This window comes from Leptolyngbya subtilissima AS-A7, assembly GCF_039962255.1.
In the GTDB taxonomy this organism is placed as follows: domain Bacteria; phylum Cyanobacteriota; class Cyanobacteriia; order Phormidesmidales; family Phormidesmidaceae; genus Nodosilinea.
This window is the reverse complement of sequence record NZ_JAMPKY010000010.1, coordinates 234,235-251,044: the sequence shown is the minus strand read 5'-3', so window position 1 is coordinate 251,044 and position 16,810 is coordinate 234,235. Positions and strand designations below refer to the sequence as shown.

Annotated in this window: 16 protein-coding genes; 8 read left to right on the top strand and 8 right to left on the bottom strand. The window is 56.6% G+C overall.

All coding sequences use genetic code 11. The features are described 5' to 3' along the window. Positions 1–130: 130 nt before the first annotated feature. Positions 131–2,173: a magnesium chelatase ATPase subunit D gene (gene bchD, locus NC979_RS21005; RefSeq protein ID WP_431191100.1), complete on the bottom strand. Its 2,043-nt coding sequence runs from the start codon at positions 2,171–2,173 to the stop codon at positions 131–133. 338 nt (positions 2,174–2,511) lie between these two features. Between bchD and NC979_RS21000 the strand changes: the two genes are divergently transcribed. Both NC979_RS21000 and NC979_RS20995 read left to right on the top strand, forming a co-directional pair. Next, entirely contained in the window at positions 2,512–3,111 is a 600-nt protein-coding gene (locus NC979_RS21000; protein ID WP_190521358.1) for a hypothetical protein, read from the top strand. A gap of 107 nt (positions 3,112–3,218) precedes the next feature. Next, a complete protein-coding gene (locus tag NC979_RS20995; RefSeq protein ID WP_190521356.1) occupies positions 3,219–3,617 on the top strand; it encodes an allophanate hydrolase-related protein in 399 nt (132 codons plus the stop codon). Positions 3,618–3,697: 80 nt separating this feature from the next. Here the strand turns inward: NC979_RS20995 and selD are convergent, their stop codons facing one another. Next, complete coding sequence (gene selD / locus NC979_RS20990; protein WP_190521354.1) at positions 3,698–5,971, bottom strand: selenide, water dikinase SelD; 2,274 nt, start codon at positions 5,969–5,971, stop codon at positions 3,698–3,700. A 187-nt stretch (positions 5,972–6,158) separates the two neighbouring features. On the opposite strand from selD, the gene NC979_RS20985 reads away from it, so the two are divergent. Further along, positions 6,159–6,806 carry a PRC-barrel domain-containing protein gene (locus NC979_RS20985; protein WP_199308925.1) on the top strand — a complete coding sequence of 216 codons (648 nt, stop codon included), beginning with the start codon at positions 6,159–6,161 and terminating at the stop codon, positions 6,804–6,806. Positions 6,807–6,996: 190 nt separating this feature from the next. On the opposite strand, the gene NC979_RS20980 is transcribed toward NC979_RS20985, so the two are convergent. Then, positions 6,997–8,127, bottom strand: a complete 1,131-nt coding sequence (locus tag NC979_RS20980) for a cob(I)yrinic acid a,c-diamide adenosyltransferase (protein WP_190521350.1) — start codon at positions 8,125–8,127, stop codon at positions 6,997–6,999. Between the two features lie 146 nt (positions 8,128–8,273). On the opposite strand from NC979_RS20980, the gene fraC reads away from it, so the two are divergent. The 3 genes from fraC to NC979_RS20965 are packed head-to-tail and all read left to right on the top strand — an operon-like array spanning position 8,274 to position 10,692. Beyond that, positions 8,274–8,867, top strand: coding sequence for a filament integrity protein FraC (gene fraC, locus NC979_RS20975; protein ID WP_190521348.1), 594 nt, complete (start codon positions 8,274–8,276; stop codon positions 8,865–8,867). Beyond that, entirely contained in the window at positions 8,861–9,883 is a 1,023-nt protein-coding gene (locus NC979_RS20970) for a DUF5357 family protein (protein WP_190521346.1), read from the top strand. The genes fraC and NC979_RS20970 overlap by 7 nt, the downstream gene beginning before the upstream one ends. A gap of 17 nt (positions 9,884–9,900) precedes the next feature. Then, entirely contained in the window at positions 9,901–10,692 is a 792-nt protein-coding gene (locus tag NC979_RS20965) for an ABC transporter permease (protein WP_431191099.1), read from the top strand. Between the two features lie 157 nt (positions 10,693–10,849). On the opposite strand, the gene NC979_RS20960 is transcribed toward NC979_RS20965, so the two are convergent. The 3 genes from NC979_RS20960 to NC979_RS20950 form a co-directional block, all read right to left on the bottom strand. Further along, positions 10,850–11,341 (bottom strand): hypothetical protein, encoded by a 492-nt coding sequence (locus tag NC979_RS20960; RefSeq protein ID WP_190521343.1) that lies wholly within the window; start codon positions 11,339–11,341, stop codon positions 10,850–10,852. Between the two features lie 441 nt (positions 11,342–11,782). Further along, on the bottom strand, positions 11,783–12,184 hold the full coding sequence (locus NC979_RS20955) for a DoxX family protein (protein ID WP_190521341.1): 402 nt from the start codon (positions 12,182–12,184) through the stop codon (positions 11,783–11,785). 101 nt (positions 12,185–12,285) lie between these two features. Continuing rightward, positions 12,286–12,573, bottom strand: a complete 288-nt coding sequence (locus tag NC979_RS20950; RefSeq protein WP_242024102.1) for an acetyltransferase — start codon at positions 12,571–12,573, stop codon at positions 12,286–12,288. Positions 12,574–12,781: 208 nt separating this feature from the next. On the opposite strand from NC979_RS20950, the gene NC979_RS20945 reads away from it, so the two are divergent. Both NC979_RS20945 and NC979_RS20940 read left to right on the top strand, forming a co-directional pair. Beyond that, positions 12,782–13,765 (top strand): SDR family NAD(P)-dependent oxidoreductase, encoded by a 984-nt coding sequence (locus tag NC979_RS20945; protein ID WP_190521339.1) that lies wholly within the window; start codon positions 12,782–12,784, stop codon positions 13,763–13,765. 314 nt (positions 13,766–14,079) lie between these two features. Continuing rightward, positions 14,080–14,547 carry a DUF3592 domain-containing protein gene (locus NC979_RS20940; protein WP_206755267.1) on the top strand — a complete coding sequence of 156 codons (468 nt, stop codon included), beginning with the start codon at positions 14,080–14,082 and terminating at the stop codon, positions 14,545–14,547. A gap of 11 nt (positions 14,548–14,558) precedes the next feature. Here the strand turns inward: NC979_RS20940 and NC979_RS20935 are convergent, their stop codons facing one another. After that, entirely contained in the window at positions 14,559–15,614 is a 1,056-nt protein-coding gene (locus tag NC979_RS20935; RefSeq protein ID WP_190521335.1) for an NAD(P)-dependent alcohol dehydrogenase, read from the bottom strand. Positions 15,615–16,003: 389 nt separating this feature from the next. Further along, positions 16,004–16,780 (bottom strand): SDR family oxidoreductase, encoded by a 777-nt coding sequence (locus NC979_RS20925; RefSeq protein ID WP_190521333.1) that lies wholly within the window; start codon positions 16,778–16,780, stop codon positions 16,004–16,006. Positions 16,781–16,810 lie beyond the last annotated feature (30 nt).

The following is a 16,810-nucleotide window of genomic DNA, read 5'->3' as shown; positions in this document are numbered from 1 at the left end:
GCGACTCGCGATGGTGCACATTAGGGATAGGCTGACTCTAGAGCGGGGACCTACCTCTAGAGATTCATACCTTACATATTGCCCGTCTAGACCTTAAGATGCGCCAAATAGAGGCCGGAAGTCGAACGGTTCACCCAGTCTTCATATCTGCGATCGCCCCTCGGGCCATAGAAGCAATGGCCTGATCGGTAGCTTTAGGCAGTTGGTAGTAGCGGCCTCCGGCAGTCTTAGCCAACTCTTTACCAAACCCAGTCGAGACAAACTTGCGCTCGGTGTCGATAATTAGCAGCTGATAGCCCACTCCACGTATGCGCCCGGCGATCTCTAGCAGCTCCTGCTTGATGTCGGGCTTAGAGGCATCGGGCTCAGGAATGTCGCCCAGGGAGCGCGAAAGCGGCACGTTGCCCCGACCATCGGTAATCGCCACAATCACCACGCTGCCCACATCCCCCGACTGCTGGGCGTTGATGCCCACCCGCACCGCTTGGGTGAGGCCATGGGCTAACGGCGAGCCGCCGCCGCAGGGCATGCGCTCTAGCCGCCGCCGAGCCATGGCGATCGAGCGGGTAGGCGGCAGCAGCACCTCTGCCTGCTCGCCCCGAAAGGGAATTAGCGCCACCTGGTCGCGGTTTTGGTAGGCTTCGGTTAGCAGCTCTAGCACCGCCCCCTTAGCACTCTGCATGCGGTTCAGTGCCATAGAGCCCGAGGCATCGACCACAAAAATAATTAGCGAACCGGCCTTGCGGGCCAACCGCTTGGCGCGAATATCTCCCTGTTCAACAATGACTCGGCGACCGGGCTCGCGCTCGCGACGGGCCTTTTGGTAGGGGGCGGCGGCCCGTAGGGTGGCATCTACCGCAATGCGGCGCACCGGCCCCTGGGGCAAGAATGGTTTGATATAGCGGCCCCGTTCTTCAGAAAAAATTAGGTTGGCATTGCCTGATTTGCCCTGGCGGCCCATGGTCTGAGCGAACAGCAGCATGGAGGGATCAATAATGACGCCCTCGGGGTCGAAGACAAACTCCTCTGGAATGCTGGGGGGGCTGTCATCCTCGTCAGGGGTATCGTCCTCCTCCTCCTCGTCCTTGTCTTGATCTTCTGTGTTGTCCTGGGGCTCGTCTTGATCCTGATCGGAGGGCGGCGGTGGCGGCGGTGGCGGCGGCTCTTCGGGCATGTCTTGGGGCAGCAGGGAGCGAGGCACAATCACCAGCTCCACCGCTACCCGCAGGTCGTCGGCGTTGACCTCAGCGCGCCCCTCTAGGGCGGCGTGGGCCTTGGCTACTCGCACCGCAAACAGCTCGGCCCGGTGACCCTGAATGCCACCCCGCAGAGCCTCGGTCACCAGGTACTGGATCTGCTCTCGGCTGATGGTGACCTCTTTGAGCCACTCGCGGGCCAGAATAATCTGGGTTCTGAGGGCATCGATCTCGTCGGCGTAGGCAGCAATCACCGCCTGGGGATCGTTGGCGAACTGGGTTGACTGTTCGACAGCGGCCACCCGGTCTTCGAGAGCCATAGCGCTATCGGCTGACAGGGCGATCGCAATGCGATCGAGCAGGTGCTGCCGCAGCGGCCCGGCCTCTGGGTTGTAGGTGGCGATCAGTAAGGGCTCACAAGGGTGCTGAAAGCTCAGGCCCTCGCGCTCGATCTGGTTGCGGCGGGCGGTGAGGGCAGCCAGCAGCAGGTTGGCCACCTGGTCATCGAGCAGGTTGATGTCATCGACGTACAGCACACCCCGGTTTGAGGCGGCCAGCAGCCCCGGCTGAAACACGCTCTCCCCCGCCTGAATCGAGCGAGCCACATCCACTGAGCCCAGCAGCCGATCTTCGGTCACCCCCAGGGGAATTTGCACAAAGGGAGCTGGCACCACGCGGGTGGGCAGGTCGGGGTAACTATTGGAGTCACCGAAGCGATCGCGGGTTTGGTCATCCCACAGCTGGGGGGCAGCCGGGTCAGCGTTGCAGCAGGAACCCTCGACCACCTCAATGGGGGGCAACAGCTGGTGCAGCGCCCGCGCCATAACAGATTTTGCGGTGCCGCGCCGCCCAGCAATCACGACCCCACCCAGGTTGGGGTCTACCGCCGCCAGCAGCAGGGCCATTTTGATCGCCCCCTGTTCAACAACCGCCGCCAGGGGAAATACAACCGGAATTGGGGAATCTACTGTGGCCATCATGGCGTGGTCAACGTACTCAGAAGGGGCAATGGTTCAGTCCTTCACCATATCAGGAATTGCCAAACCCTAGCCCGGCATGGCTTACCAACGGTGGAGTATTCTGCCCTGACGCGCGATCGCGCCACTGCCACCGTCGCCATTTTGTGTTGCATTTTGTTGCAAATCGCAGAAAGCGTCCGTATTTTCCCCGGTCGATGCTCTTTTTAATCGGACAAACCTCCGTTATTTCAACATTGGGAAAATACTGACCATCCCCCATGCTATTGAGTAAACCTACTGTGTTACTGGGGGCAATCTCCAGTAACGGCCCCACCCACTGCAACTTCTACTGCCCTATGAGCGTTTCCCCTCGCCTCGATCAGGTTTCTCTGGCCCCCGCCCCGGCCATGGCCTGTAAGCTGCTGTTTGACCGCGACCTGTACACCCCCTGCCATGTTCGGGTGCCCGATATCGACCATCGGCTGTCAGCGATCTATGTCGACAACCAGTTCTACAGTTTTCTCAAGATTGTGCCTGAGGCTCGCAAGGCTTTAAATGTGGTAGCCCGCCTAGGGAAGCGAGACTATACGGCGGCAATTACACAAACTCGGCAGGGCTACGCTGTGTGGGCCCACGAGCCTCAGGCTGTCTACGCCGCCCCAGCTAGAAAGCCGGGCTACACGATTCGCCCAGTGTTCGGGCCTCAAGCCTGCCTAGTAGTGACGGACGAAACCACCTATCAAACCTGTCGGTTGCAGGTGCCCGACGTGACTAAACCGCTGATGGCGCTTACCCACAACGATCGCTACTACAGCTTTTTTAAGCAAGATACCGATGCGGCGAAGGTGCTCGACATTGCCGCGAAACTAGCCCGTCGCGGCGATGAAACCCTGCTGGTGATTGAGCCACCGACGTTTACGCTGGCGCTGCTAGAGCCCAACGGCCGATTGGTCTAGTCAACGGTGGTGGACTGTATACAACAAACTGTGTTGGGGTGGCGTGATCCTCTAAGGTGATAACTTGAAAACCTTTTTACGCTCTCTCTGGCACTGGAATGCTCGCCATGACTGACAATACCGAAAACGTTACGGTCTTTATTTGTGGCTCGGCCCTGCGCGGTCAGCCCGACAACCAAAACCTCCAGGATGCAGACTTTCTTGGAGCAGCGGCAACGGCTCCCATCTATCGGCTGCACGCGGTGAAGGATGGCTGGCACCCAGGCATTTACGAGGTTGAGACGGGGGGGATTTCGATCCCCGGTGAGCTGTACGCGATGACCCCAGAGCAGTACGCCTATTTGAAAGACAATGAGCCGCCGCACATGTATCCCCACGAGGTGCAGCTGGCGGATGGGGGGACGGCGATCGCGTTTCTCTACCCCAAAGCACTGATCGACGAGCACGGTTGGCCCGATATCTCGGCCCACGGTGGTTGGACGGCCTATAAGGCAGCAGAAGCCTAGGTCAACCCGAGATTTCTAGACTAAATCTTTGGAAGCGGCATTGTTTAAGACCACTTAGGCAGTGCCGCTTCACTCTAAAATCACCCTTCTTCAAGGTTCAGCAATAGGGCATGGGCAGTATCAGCGGCGGGTGTCACGCGACCCACCACCGCAGCGGTTTTATAGCCCTGTCGGTGTAGTTCGGCTAGGCAGCTGTGGGCAGCAGCATTTGGCACGGCTGCTAAGAGCCCCCCGGCAGTTTGGGGATCGAACAGCAGGGGATAGAGCGGGTGGTTGCTCCAGGTTTGATCGACAAAATCCGTAGCTTGGAGGTTTTGGGGGTGGAGGCTGCTGAAGAGGCCCGCATTTAGCATTTCGATCGCACCAGGCAGCACCGGCAGAGCATCAAGGGTTAGAGCAGCGGCAACACCCGAGGCTCGCACCATTTCGAGCAGGTGTCCGGCGAGGCCAAATCCAGTGACATCGGTGCAGGCAGTGGCTCCGTGGGTGCGAAAGATATTGGCAGCAGCCTGGTTGGGGGTGAGCATGTGGGCGATCGCATCCTCAATCCACCTCCCCTTAGCTTTGCCCTGCATATCGGCCGCGAACAACGTCCCGGTCCCCAAGGGCTGAGTGAGAATTAGGGCGTCACCGGGCTGCATGCCACCTTTGCGCAGCAGGGCGTTAGGGTTGGCGATGCCGTTGCAGGCAAAGCCTAGGGCCAGTTGAGGCCCAACAACGGTGTGGCCGCCCACCAGCGGGGCATTGGCGGCCAGCAGGCCTTTGAAGGTGCCGGCTAAGATTTGGTAGAGCATTTCAGCCTGTTTGGTTGGGGTGGCGTAGGGCACCTGCACTAGGGCCAGTACCGTGTGGGGTTGGGCACCCATAGCGTAAAGATCTCCAAGGCAATGCTTGAGGCAGATCTGGGCAAAGGTAAATGGGTCGTCTATTAGCGCGGTGAAGTAATCGACGGTCTGCACCATAACCTGCCCCGGCGGCACGGTAACTACAGCCGCGTCATCGGGGGCATTCAGGCCAATCAAGACGGCCTCGCTGGCGACTTCAGGAAAGTCTTGGCGCACCCGGCGAAGGGCTTCGGCCAGGGCAGTGCTGCCCACCTTAGAGCCACAGCCCGCACAGGGGGGCGAGGGGGGAACGGTAGGCGCTTTAACCGCAGCTTGAGCCATTCCCCCAACCGGTAGGTTGCGGAAGCGGTCCATGAACTTGCGATCGATGTGGTCTTTCCAACGGTGGGCCAGGGGAGACTCGATCGCGAAAGGACCCCGGTCGGCAATAGCTTTGCCGTTGCCGGTTTCGATCAGGCTGAGAAACTGGTGCTGGGGGCGAAAGGGTTTGAGCAGCTGACCCTGTACAAAGCAGCGCAGGTTATGGGCTAGCGGCGGTCCCTGGCGCACGGCAAATACCCCGGCTTTGGGGCGGGGGTGACGCGCCATAGTGGCTACATCCCCAGCGGCAAAGACGTTGGGGTGGGAGAGGGTTTGCAGGGTATCACCTATCTGAATAAAGCCCTCGTCAGTGAGGGATAGGCCAGACTCTTGCAGCCAGGCGGGGGCACTGGCACTGGTGACCCAGAAAACGCGATCGCACTTTACTGCCAGCCCCGACGAGCCCCTCACCACCCGCTGACCGCTGCCTTCATCCAGGCAAATTTCCTTGACTGCTTCGCTGAGGTGGAGGTGAATGCCGCGATCGCGCAACACCCGCTCCAATCGGCGGCGCGTCCACCGATTGCGCTCGGGGGCCAGTTCGTCGCCCCGGTGGAATAGGTGCAGCGCCAGGTTAGCCGCCGGTTGGCCCAAGGTGTCTAGTAGGTTCACAAGCCGTTCGTGTATGCCGATAGCCAGCTCCACACCCCCAACGCCCCCACCTACCACCGCCAGGGAGACTGGTTCTTGAGGATTTGCTGCGACATTTTCAACTAGCTGTTGCCACTGGCGCAGCAGAGCAGGCACTGGCTTGGCGGCAATAGCATATTCCGCTGCCCCCGGCACTGATAACGTCGCGGGGGTGCTGCCTGTATCAACAGACAGCACATCGTAAGCCAGGGGCGGATGGTTGGCACACAGCACTCGCTGCTGGGCTAAGTCAAGCCCCACAGCGCGATCGACTACTAGGCGGCACTGGGCAAAACGAGTCAGCGGCCGCAGGTCAATGTGAGCCTCGTCGAAGCTATAGCGCCCAGCCACATAGCTAGGCAACATGCCCGAGTAGGGCGTATCAACTAGATCGGTCAGCAACGTCAGCCGCACCCCCGGCAGTGGAGCCATGCCCCACTGCCGCAGCACTAAGGCATGGGTGTGGCCCCCACCCACCAGCACCACATCCATCACAATTGTCGGTTCAGCCTGCATCATGCCTATGTCCACCCGTTCCCTTAATGTATGCCTACTGGGGTTGTAGCCCTCCCCCTATTGAGCGATGGGGAGGAAGATTACTTTCGTTAGTTTTTGAGTAAGACGAATTAAAGGAGGCGTTAGAATGCCTTTACATCGGCTTAAAGACTATTATCCTAATTACCGTGAGACTCTTGCTGACGGCCAAATGGATAAAATCAGTTCTTACACTGTCTACGCCCAAAGCGAAGACAAAGTAGGTTCTGCAAAAGATTTGTTAGTTGATGATTCTGGTCATTTTCGCTACTTGGTAATTGATACCGGGCCGTGGATTTTTGGAAAAACTGTCCTGCTGCCCGTTGGCTTAGTCCGGTTTGACTATGACAATACCCGTATCTACGTCGATGGCCTGACCAAAGCCCAGGTCGAGCATCTGCCAGAATATAACGACGATATGGTGGTAGACGAGCATTACGAAGAGCGCGTTAGAGGAATTTATCAACCGATTGCTCAAGGGCGTTCTAGTCGTCAATTTCTAGGCAACACCACCTACTCCACTGAGGCTCAAAACGACTCTCGTGCTGGCGATTTGCGACGCATGCCCCCCATCGGCAACATGGCTAGCGCGACGGCTACCCGCAATGACTCCGTAGCAGGAGACCTACGGCGTATGGGTCCGATCGGCGCTCCTGCGGGCACGCTGACAGAAAACCGTCCTGGCAGCCCTAACCACAGTGCCAATATTTACGACCAAGAAACTGGCTTCTATGGATTGAGCGACGAAGACAACCATGGCTTGCTTCGCTCCTACGAGGAGCGTTTAGCCGCCCATCGTAGCCGTAACTGGGTTGAGTAGAAACGGTTAGCTGTCCTAGAGCAGACTAATAGATTATGTAGTTGCGTTACCCCAGATTATGAGGTGATCTCAACTAAATTCTAGAATGACAAAACACTGATTGAAGCGGTGACTTTGATCAGTGTTTTGTGCTCTAAATTGCGAATTTCTGCTTTATTTCTTCCTTGAGTCTTGATGGAAATAAACTTCTTTAAAAATCGACGCCGCGCTTCAAATCAATGCCTTTTTCGGCATAGTGTTTGTGGTTGAACACCTCCGAGTGGGTACTAGCCAACTCAAAATAGGCGGGGCGATTTTTGCAGCGCCCGGTGATAATGACTTCAGTGCCGCGAGGCTTACGTAGCAGCGCCTGGAGAATTGGCTCCTCGGGTAACAACTCTAGATCGACTGTGGGGTTAAGCTCGTCGAGGATGATGGTTTTGTAGAGACCTGAGGCGATCGCCGTCCGAGCAATTTCCCACCCCCTTTCGGCTTCTACATAGTCAATTTCCTGTTGCTGTCCGCGCCAGACAATGGCATCGCGGCCACAGCGCTGGTGGTCAACCAGGTTGGGGTAAATTTTGCGCAGGGCGGCGATCGCCGCGTCTTCGGTATAGCCATTGCCTCCCTTCAGCCACTGAATAATCAGCACCCGGTGGGAGAGATCTTGGCTGATGCCTCGGCCGATAGCCTGGAGAGCTTTGCCCAGGGCGCTGGTCGACTTGCCCTTGCCCGAACCCGTGTAGATCTCAATGCCCTCAATGCCCTCAATGCCCTCGGGCCGAGGTTGTGGCTTCATTTCTGAGTGCAGGTTGGCTACGTCGAGCAGGGGCTGGGGGGCACCGCGCCCGGTAGCAATGATTTCCAGGTGGTCGGGTTTGTTGAGCAGGGTTTTGGCCACCTCATTGACATCGAGCAGACCCAAGTCGAGCACCGGGTTGATTTCGTCGAGCACCACGACAGAGTAGAGGCCCGAGGCGATCGCTCCCTTGGCCACATCCCAGCCTCGTTGGGCCTCCTGCTTGTCGAATTTAGTAATCTCCTCGGGGCCAAAAAACTCGGCCCGCCCGGTGCGCACCTGGTCAATCAGATGGGGAAAGCCTCGCTGGAGCGCCTCAATCGCGGCATCTTCGTCGTAGGTACGGCCCGGTCCTTTCAGAAACCGCAGCAGCAGCACCCGGCTCTCCAAAAAATTCTGAATGCCCAGGCCAATGGAGCGCAGCACCACCCCCAGGGCCACCTGGGACTTACCCTTGCCCTCGCCGTCGTAGACGTGAATCTGCCCTGTGATCCGCTCGTTGCCCTGCTGGGCGGTGCGGATGCCGATGCCGGTTCTAACCATGGATGTTGCGGATTGCGTACTAGGTGTGCGTATTCTTGAGCGGCCCGATCTAAGATCTTAGCGAAAGCCGGGCCGAGGTTATACCCTTGAGAGTGCACCGGGAACCCCCCATCAGGGGTCGAGATTGCGACCCACCCTCAGCGCCCATGCCCATTAACAATTTGCTATCAGAACTTGGCATTTTGCCGCTGCGGGCGATCGCCGTGCAGAGCATGCTGCTCATGGTGGCCATTGTGCTAGAAGCCATGGTGCTGCGCCAGCAGCTACGCCTGGGCTACCGCACCAGTATGCAGTATGCCGCCACCCTTAACCTGCTGGCCACCAGTTTGGGCTGGATTGCGTTTTTGGCCCTTGAGGCGGTGCTGCCCTTGGCGCTCCGCAGCCAGGTGATTAGCTACGTGCTGTTCAACCGGTTTTACACCAACAGCTGGCACGACGCGCTGCCGGTGGTGGTGGTAGTGGTAGCGATCGCCGCCTTCTTTGTCACCTACTGGATTAAGCTCCAAGGGCTGCTTTGGCTGCTGCAACTGCTTGGCCAAAAGCCTGCAGAAAACACCCCAGAGGCGATCGAAGGCGATCGCCGCCAGCGCTACGAGCGGGCCCGGCGAGCCCAAATTGAAGGACGACAGGGCGGCACCTCGCCTCGGGCGTTGGCCATGCTCCAGGCCAACGCCGCTAGCTTTACCGCCATCTTGGTGCTGCTACTGCTGATCAACCAGAGCGGAGTACTGGGATGGTAGGTTTTTTCGGTTTTTTGCGTCAGACCTTGGTTGAACTGTGGCAAGCGGTGCTGCCGCCGCGCTACTTTTCCTGGCAAACCGTCATCTACATGAGCTTGTTTTCGTGGCTCATGTCGCTGCTAGCGCGCCTTTTGGCAGCTACACCCTTTACTGTAGGGCTGCTGGCCACCATCAGCTGGATCTGCTTAGCCCTGGGGGTAGGTTGGGCGCTAGAGGCCAATAAAGTCCGATTTTTTGGCATTCCCGTTGCCCCCTGGGTATCGGGGGCCATTATATGCATCTTTTTGTTTGGGTCGTGGGGCGGGCGTTGGTTACAGCCCGCCCTGGTATCCTGGCCCCTAGTGTCCTTTGCGGTAATTGCTGTGCCCAGTCTATTGAGCTGGGATTTTGACCTAAAAACGCCGCCGCCGATGGTACGCCAGCAGTTGGCGCTGCTGTTTTGCCTCAGCCTGCTGTTTAGCAGCTGGTTTCAGTTCTACTTCCGCATTCAATCCTGGGTGCGCGACTACCCCAGCCTAGTGGCCGACAGCGTTGACAACAGCGCCTTTGTCTACCGCTTTCCGGGCCAGGAGGTGGCCCTGCCCGCCGGGGTCACCCACCTCACCATTGCCGAAGAAGTGCTGCGGGAGCAGATCGACAACAAGCCCTGGCCCTCTGTAGAGCGATGGCTACTCAACCTTGAAGGCCAGCGTCAGGCTCTGCAACGGCGGGTACAATCCCAGATGGGTCGCGGCGCCTCCTTAGAAAATTCGCTGTGGCGGCTCGATTTTCAGCCCCTGTCTAACGCCGATGGCTACACCCTTAAGCTGTGGGCAATTTGGTCAGGGCCAGCCGCCAACCAAAACGGCTACTACCTAGAAAAAACCTGCTTACTGATGCCAGTCAACCGAGGCGGCCTAGTAGACACTGAAAACGCCACGCCCGGGTACACCAACACTCAGTGGTCTACCCTCACCTGCGACCTGCAAACGCCGCGGCAGGCTGGGCATCCTAGGGGCACACAACAGCAAGGCTAATTTTGAGAGGTACAGAAGTGGTTAAGCCAATGGTGCTATCGCGGATAGGGGTCATTGCCCGCACCGTGTTTTTAGAGGTAATTCGCGATCGCATTCTGTACCTGGTGGCCCTGTTCGCCCTGTTGCTAGTGATCGCTCGGGTGCTGCTGCCCGACATTTCTGCTGGGGCCGAAAACAAAATTTTGATGGACCTGGGTCTGGCGAGCATTCACCTGCTGAGCGTGGTGGTGGCTGTGTTTGTGGGCACTGGGCTCATCAACAAAGAAATCGAAAAGCGCACGGTGCTGGTACTGATTGCCAAGCCCGTCAGTCGAGCCGAGTTTATCGTGGGCAAGCATTTGGGCCTCACGGCGGTGCTGGCGGTGCTGATCGCGGCCCTCGGAGCGATTTTTGTGCTGGTGTTGGCCGCTAGCGGCGTGCCCTTTTCGTTGGGGAGCCTGGTGCTAGCGCTGCTCTTTACAACTTTGGAAGCGGCGCTGCTGGTGGCCGTAGCCATCGTATTTGGAGTATTCACCAGTTCGCTACTGGCCACAATGCTCACCTTTGCGGTGTATTTGATGGGCCACCTGAGCCAGGACTTGGTAGCCTTTGGCAAACTCAGCGAAACCCCAGCAGTGCAGCGGCTCACCAACGTCCTATACCTGGTGCTGCCCGACCTAGAACGCCTCAACCTGCGCAATGCCGCCGCCTACGGCATAGAACTATTGCCCACCCCTCCAGAGCTTTTTGGCCATGCCCTCTACGGCTTACTTTACACAGCGCTACTGCTGTCAGTATCAATCCTAATTTTCTCGCGCCGTCAGTTTTAAGAGGACGGTTGAAAAGCCCTACTTTGGGCAGTAAAAGCGAAGAGCTCCCTAGTACACCTTTTAAGGGTTATTAGGAAGCTCTTCGCTTAAGGGAAGCAGAGGGGAGCAGCAGGAGACTAAAGCTACAGGAAACGCGTATCAGACGCCCTCTAAAACCCTACATAGCGGCAGGGTTGATGCCAAACACAATTACCGCTGCCATCGTCCCAGCCAAAACGCCATAGCAACAGGCCACCAACGCTTTAAATTGGCCTCGATATTTGTAGCGCCAGAGCATGGCGGCCAAAGTCAGGGAGTAGAGCAGTTCTTCGATTGGAAAATAAGCGGTTTCATTAGTAATATCAACACCGAGTACCAGCATCGTCCACAACAGGAAGACGATAAAGCTGTTAATAATGGGAGCGCGACTCTCCCGAGTAGGGATTTGAATTCGCGCAATGAACCCCAGATAAATTAAGACTGTTAACGGAAATAGTGCTGCAGCAAGACTTCGGGCTCCAGCGCCAGAGGAGTAACTCATGGCAAACAGCACGCTAGAAGAAAGCTGGTACAGCAAAAAGCCAACGGCTAAAAAGAGCACAAAAAAACTGGCTATGCCCTTTGACCCTTTAGTCCAGTCATTAGAAGGTTGCCTTCGACGAGTTTGCATAGAGACCCCAAACGTGAATTCGTATATTAAAGATGCCGTCGCTGCGGGCCACGCAAATGTTTGGCGCTGCGTCTAGGGCAGATTTAGGCGGTGAAAATTTTGACTGGGGCGCAATCGCCGCCAACCGGCGTCAAGACACCCTGTTTCACCCACCATCACAGTCCAAACGGTATAAGTCAACTCTGGACTTGGAAGAATAGCTTATTACCTAATTTGATTGCTTAAGATTATCAGCGCTGTAGGAGCACCTCAATCGCCCCCAAGAAAGATTTTTCTCCTACTAGCTCGTTCTCAAGGCTGAAAACAAGCTGTTGGAGGGTGGGGGCAAAGCCAAATTCTGTTCTTTAGAATGCCTCCAGCGGGGGTGACGCCTCGCATAAAAAATATTTCAGTGCCATCGGCCCTAACGCTGCACGCAATGCCAGTAAACAACCGAAATGATTACTGAGAAGTTTGCGGTTGCTCTGGGCGAGTATACCAATAGGCCCAGGCAATCAACACAAACTGAAACGGCAATCGAATTGCCTGAAACCACCAGGTGTTGGGGATGCCCTGGATTTCAATGTGATTGATGGCCATGTTGAGGTTGGCCGGAAACACCGCAATAAATAATGCAACCAGCCCCCATGCCGAAGCTTGACGTAGGGCGGGCACCAACAGGCCAATGCCCAACATAATTTCGATCACGCCACTGATGTAGACCAGAGCAGCCGGGGCAGGCAAAAAGTCCGGCACGATCCGAATGAACGGCTCTGGCTGGGCGAAATGCAAAACCCCTGCCACTATTATGCAGACGGCCAAAATGCCCCGAAGGGTAGTTTTGCTGTGCTCAAGGCGGTGCATAGGTTAGAGAGCGATTGCTGGGGGACAAGATGAGGGCCACCCTCTTGGGGGGTGGAGGAATCGCGATCGAAATATATCCGTGCTCTGGTGCAACGGATTGGCTATGCCTGGGGGGTTGGGCTCTGTTGCAGTTTGTAGTCTGGGTTGGTCCAGCACTCGGGTAGGGCCTCGCCAGAGGGAAACTGAAGGCGCGATTTTTCGTAGGCTTGGGGTGGCTGTTCTTCTTCACCAGCCTGCTGCTGACCCTGAATCTGGTTGTTCTGCGGATCAATTAAGTCAGTGACGTCGAGTACTTTAATTAACGTTTGATCTTGGGCGTCTTTAACAAACATAGTTTCACAATTGAATTGGGTAGGGCCGACATCTAAGCCGACGCCGTTTATGGCCATAGGTTATCTAATTAGAGGAGCTGATGCTTCTGTCTAAATAAGTAACTATTGCCCGGCTGCGATTCTTCCGGGGCTTACCCACAGGCGGTGGGGCTGTTAGAACAAAGTTGTTGGAACCGATAGCTGACTCGCAGCTACGTTGGGGATGGCCGGTTAGGCGATCGCTCTGTTACAGGCTGCAAGTCGCCGGTTTAATTAGGAGATATCTATGGCACGGCTAGACGGACAGGTGGCGGTGGTGACTGGGGCCACTAGGGGGTTGGGGAAGGGCATTGCCACTGGACTGGGGGAAGCTGGAGCGGTAGTTTATATCACCGGGCGCACCCTCACTGCCTCGACCGACTCGATGGGGTCGTTAGAAGAAACTGCGGCGGCGGTGAACCAGGCGGGCGGAACGGCGATTCCGGTACAGGTAGACCACAGCGACGATGACCAGGTCAAAGCCCTCTTCGATCGCATTCAAACCGACCAAAATGGCCAGCTCGATCTGCTGGTAAACAACGCCTATGCTGGGGTGTCGGCGCTCAAGTCCGCCTACGGCAAGCCCTTTTGGGAGGTTGACCCCGCTGAGTTTTGGGATGCGTGCAACGCCGTGGGACTGCGGAGCCACTACCTGGCCAGCGTCTATGCCGCTCGACTGATGGTGCCGCAGCGGCGGGGGCTAATCTGCACCCTGTCGTCGTGGGGCGGGTTGTCGTACATTTTTGGGGTGCCCTATGGGGTGGGCAAAGCAGCCTGCGATCGCCTGGCCGCAGACATGGCAGTAGAACTCAAACCCCACCAGGTGACCTCGCTCTCGGTTTGGCCGGGCATCGTCGGCACTGAGCTAATGACCCAGTTTGCCGCTGAGATGGGGCTAGGGAATGGTCAACCTTCTAGCACTGGGGAAGATGGTTCAACACCCGACCACTACAACTGGGAAACACCACTGCTCACTGGCCGGGTAATTGCGGCGCTAGCGGGCGATCGCAACCTGCTACGCCGCACCGGGCAGGTGCAAATTGTTGCTGAACTAGCCAGGGAGTACGGCGCAGTCGATGCCGAGGGCAACCGGCCGGCATCGCTCAGGTCGCTGCGGTTTGTGCTGCCCTACGCGGTGCCAGGGCTTCGACCCTATGCTGAGCTGGTACCCGATCTAGAGCTGCCCTGGCCGTTTTTGCTGCTGGGACCGCTGGGTTCTCCCAAGGCTTAGAAGAGGAGAACCACAAGGTTGTTTCATGGTTGAAAAGGAGTATTGCCTATATGAGCTTTTGCCCCCAAACCCCCGACTTTGGGGGTTTCAGATTCCCTCAGAATTGGGGGGCGGGGGGCGAAGCTGTGACATAGCTTTCTTCTCACAAACATGAAACAGCCTAGAACCGTGGCTGTGTAGGCAAAAGAACGAGAATTGAAGAGCTGAAGAAAAAAACGCCCAATAGGCTTGAATATCGTACTTTACGTTGAGAAGTTGTGCGTAAGCTACTGCTGGTTCTTAGCCTCGCTGCCTTCAATTCTGGTGGTGGGATGATGACTGTGTTGACGGTCTTTGTGGCTATTGTTTCTCTCTCAGCATCGGTGGACAACTTGGCTTACAGGAACTGGCTTTCGGCCTCAGCCACAGTGGTGCAGGTAGACAATTCGGAGCAATCCGCAACCTCCAGCAGTTCTAGAAGCATCACGTCTTGCCCAGTGATTCGCTTTAGCGATCGCACTGAGCAAGCTCATGAGGTCAGCAGCGCTTGCGTAGAAACAACTCCCTCTGGCGATCGCCGCCGAAGTAATAGGCTAAACCCCGCCTTCTGGCGCGGTCAAACCGTCACCGTTTGGTATGACCCAGAGCATCCCTCGCGCACTTTAATTGCCGAACACAAGCCCCAGTTCAATCCGCTGGTTGCTGTCAATACCACGTCTTTGTTTTTAGGCAGTATGGCGGCAGGTTTTTGGGTAGGGGCTAAGCTAGTTAGGGATGAACTACGGCGATCTAATTTAGATTGACCGATTGCGTATTAGTCCTTCAAGGAAGCCATATCGATCACAAACCGGTACTTCACGTCGCTTTTCTGCATGCGTTCATAGGCTTGATTGATATCTTGAATGTCGATCACTTCCACATCTGAAGTAATGCCCTGGTCACCACAGAAATTGAGCATTTCCTGGGTTTCGGCAATGCCGCCAATGAGCGACCCCGCCACCGTCTTCCGCCCCATAATCAGCGGCACCGTGTTTAACGTCGGCATCAAATTCCCCAAAAAACCAACCAGTACTAGCGTGCCATCAAGCGCCAGCGCTGGCAGATAAGGGTTGAGATCGTGCTCAATGGGTACGGTATCAATAATCAAGTCGAACTGTCCCTCTACGGCTTTCATTTGCGCTTCGTCGGTAGAGATCACGATGTGATCTGCTCCCAGACGGCGGGCATCTTCCTCCTTGCCGGGGGAACGGGTAAACAGCGTGACATCTGCGCCCAAGCCCTTGGCCAGTTTCAGCGCCATGTGCCCCAAACCGCCAAGACCAACAACAGCCACCCGGCTACCCTCACCCACCTGCCAGTGACGCAGGGGTGACCAAGTGGTGATTCCGGCGCACAGCAACGGCGCGGCCCCTTTGAGGTCGAGCCCGTCGGGAATTTGCAGCACAAACTTATCTGACACGACGATGTTCTGGGAGTAACCGCCAAAGGTGGGCGTGTGATCTTGGCGATCGCTGCCGTTGTAGGTAAACGTGGCAGGCCCCTCGCAATATTGCTCTAACCCCTGTTTGCAGGGTGCACAGTGCTGGCAAGAATCGACCATACAGCCGACACCGACGTGATCGCCAAGCTTGAACCGTGTCACCTCTGCCCCCACGCCGACCACGCGACCAATGATTTCGTGGCCGGGCACCACTGGGTACATAGTTCCCCCCCAGTCATTGCGAGCCGTGTGCAAGTCAGAGTGACAGACGCCACAGTAAAGAATTTCGATCGCCACATCGTCAGCACGGGGGTCACGACGGGTAAAGCGATAGGGGGCTAGATCATCTGTAGCAGACTTTGCGGCGTAGCCAAGTACATTTGTGGTCATGGATTTATCTCTACTATTAGTTGCGTATTGATGAGGTTGCTTTGTTTCTATACGGCATTAGCAGGTTCCAAAAAAGCATCTAAGGAACCATCTTTGCCGTTTGGTAACCGGTGATATGCTCTAATTTTTCAGAATACTGAGCCCCTTACACCGTGATCTTGTTGGTGGCGGTCTCAATAGCGCACAGATCGTCAGGCTTGAGTTCGAAGGCGACGACCCGATGTTTTCCTCTAAGTGATGTAGCTTCGTGATGCCTGGAATTGGCACACTCCAGGGCTTTTGGGCCAGCAGCCAGACGTCGCGATCGCTAGAACGAACCGTCCGTAGACTTAGACAGCGCCTCATGGTCTTGGATCTCTTGCAGCCGCGCATCAGGTTGGCGACAAACATCACTGCACCGTTTGTCCACCATCGATGACCATCGCGTGCCCAACCACGAAGGCCGCCGCGTCCGAGCACAGCCAGACGACAGCCGCTGCAATCTCCTCAGGCTTGCCCATCCGTCCAATCGGCTCCTCCGCAATGACCTGCGATCGCCCTTCGTCCGTGCCACCCGTGAACCGACCCATCATCGGGGTGTCAATGTAGCCGGGACAGACGGCGTTGATGTGGATGTTCTGCGCGGCGTAGTCGAGGGCTGCCGCCTTGGTAAGACCAATCACCCCGTGCTTCGCGGCAGTGTATGCAGGACTGCCCTTGATGCCGATGATTCCAGCCCCAGATGAGGTGTTGACGATCGCACCGCCTCCCTGCTCAAGAATTAGCGGGATCTCGTGCTTCATGCATAGGAAAACGCCGCGCAGGTTGATGTCGATGATCCGGTTCCACTCCTCCTCGTCATACTCCGCAGTCGGAGCCGGATTTCTTGGCTCGATACCTGCATTGTTGAAGGCGAAGTCCAACCGACCAAAAGCCTCAACGGTCTTATCCAAAGCTGCCTTTACGTCTTCGCTTCGTGTTATGTTGCACTGGACAGCGATCGCCTGTCCGCCCTGATTTTCGATTAGGTGTACCGTTTCTTGATTACCCTGTTCAGAAATGTCAGCAGCTACGACCTTAACGCCTTCACGGGCAAATGCCAGCGCCGTCTCGCGACCAATACCGCTTGCTGCTCCAGTCACAAACGCAACTTTTCCTGTGAAGCTTCCATTCAAGTTAGACAGCATATTTTCTCCTGCATTAAAACGACAGTTTTT

Bases quoted from the DNA above. Each gene is read 5' to 3' on its own strand.
- bchD (WP_431191100.1), bottom strand. From the start codon at position 2,173: ATGGCCACAGTAGATTCCCCAATTCCGGTTGTATTTCCCCTGGCGGCG.
- NC979_RS21000 (WP_190521358.1), top strand. From the start codon at position 2,512: ATGAGCGTTTCCCCTCGCCTCGATCAGGTTTCTCTGGCCCCCGCCCCG.
- NC979_RS20995 (WP_190521356.1), top strand. From the start codon at position 3,219: ATGACTGACAATACCGAAAACGTTACGGTCTTTATTTGTGGCTCGGCC.
- selD (WP_190521354.1), bottom strand. From the start codon at position 5,971: ATGATGCAGGCTGAACCGACAATTGTGATGGATGTGGTGCTGGTGGGT.
- NC979_RS20985 (WP_199308925.1), top strand. From the start codon at position 6,159: ATGGATAAAATCAGTTCTTACACTGTCTACGCCCAAAGCGAAGACAAA.
- NC979_RS20980 (WP_190521350.1), bottom strand. From the start codon at position 8,127: ATGGTTAGAACCGGCATCGGCATCCGCACCGCCCAGCAGGGCAACGAG.
- fraC (WP_190521348.1), top strand. From the start codon at position 8,274: ATGCCCATTAACAATTTGCTATCAGAACTTGGCATTTTGCCGCTGCGG.
- NC979_RS20970 (WP_190521346.1), top strand. From the start codon at position 8,861: ATGGTAGGTTTTTTCGGTTTTTTGCGTCAGACCTTGGTTGAACTGTGG.
- NC979_RS20960 (WP_190521343.1), bottom strand. From the start codon at position 11,341: ATGCAAACTCGTCGAAGGCAACCTTCTAATGACTGGACTAAAGGGTCA.
- NC979_RS20955 (WP_190521341.1), bottom strand. From the start codon at position 12,184: ATGCACCGCCTTGAGCACAGCAAAACTACCCTTCGGGGCATTTTGGCC.
- NC979_RS20950 (WP_242024102.1), bottom strand. From the start codon at position 12,573: ATGGCCATAAACGGCGTCGGCTTAGATGTCGGCCCTACCCAATTCAAT.
- NC979_RS20945 (WP_190521339.1), top strand. From the start codon at position 12,782: ATGGCACGGCTAGACGGACAGGTGGCGGTGGTGACTGGGGCCACTAGG.
- NC979_RS20940 (WP_206755267.1), top strand. From the start codon at position 14,080: ATGACTGTGTTGACGGTCTTTGTGGCTATTGTTTCTCTCTCAGCATCG.
- NC979_RS20935 (WP_190521335.1), bottom strand. From the start codon at position 15,614: ATGACCACAAATGTACTTGGCTACGCCGCAAAGTCTGCTACAGATGAT.
- NC979_RS20925 (WP_190521333.1), bottom strand. From the start codon at position 16,780: ATGCTGTCTAACTTGAATGGAAGCTTCACAGGAAAAGTTGCGTTTGTG.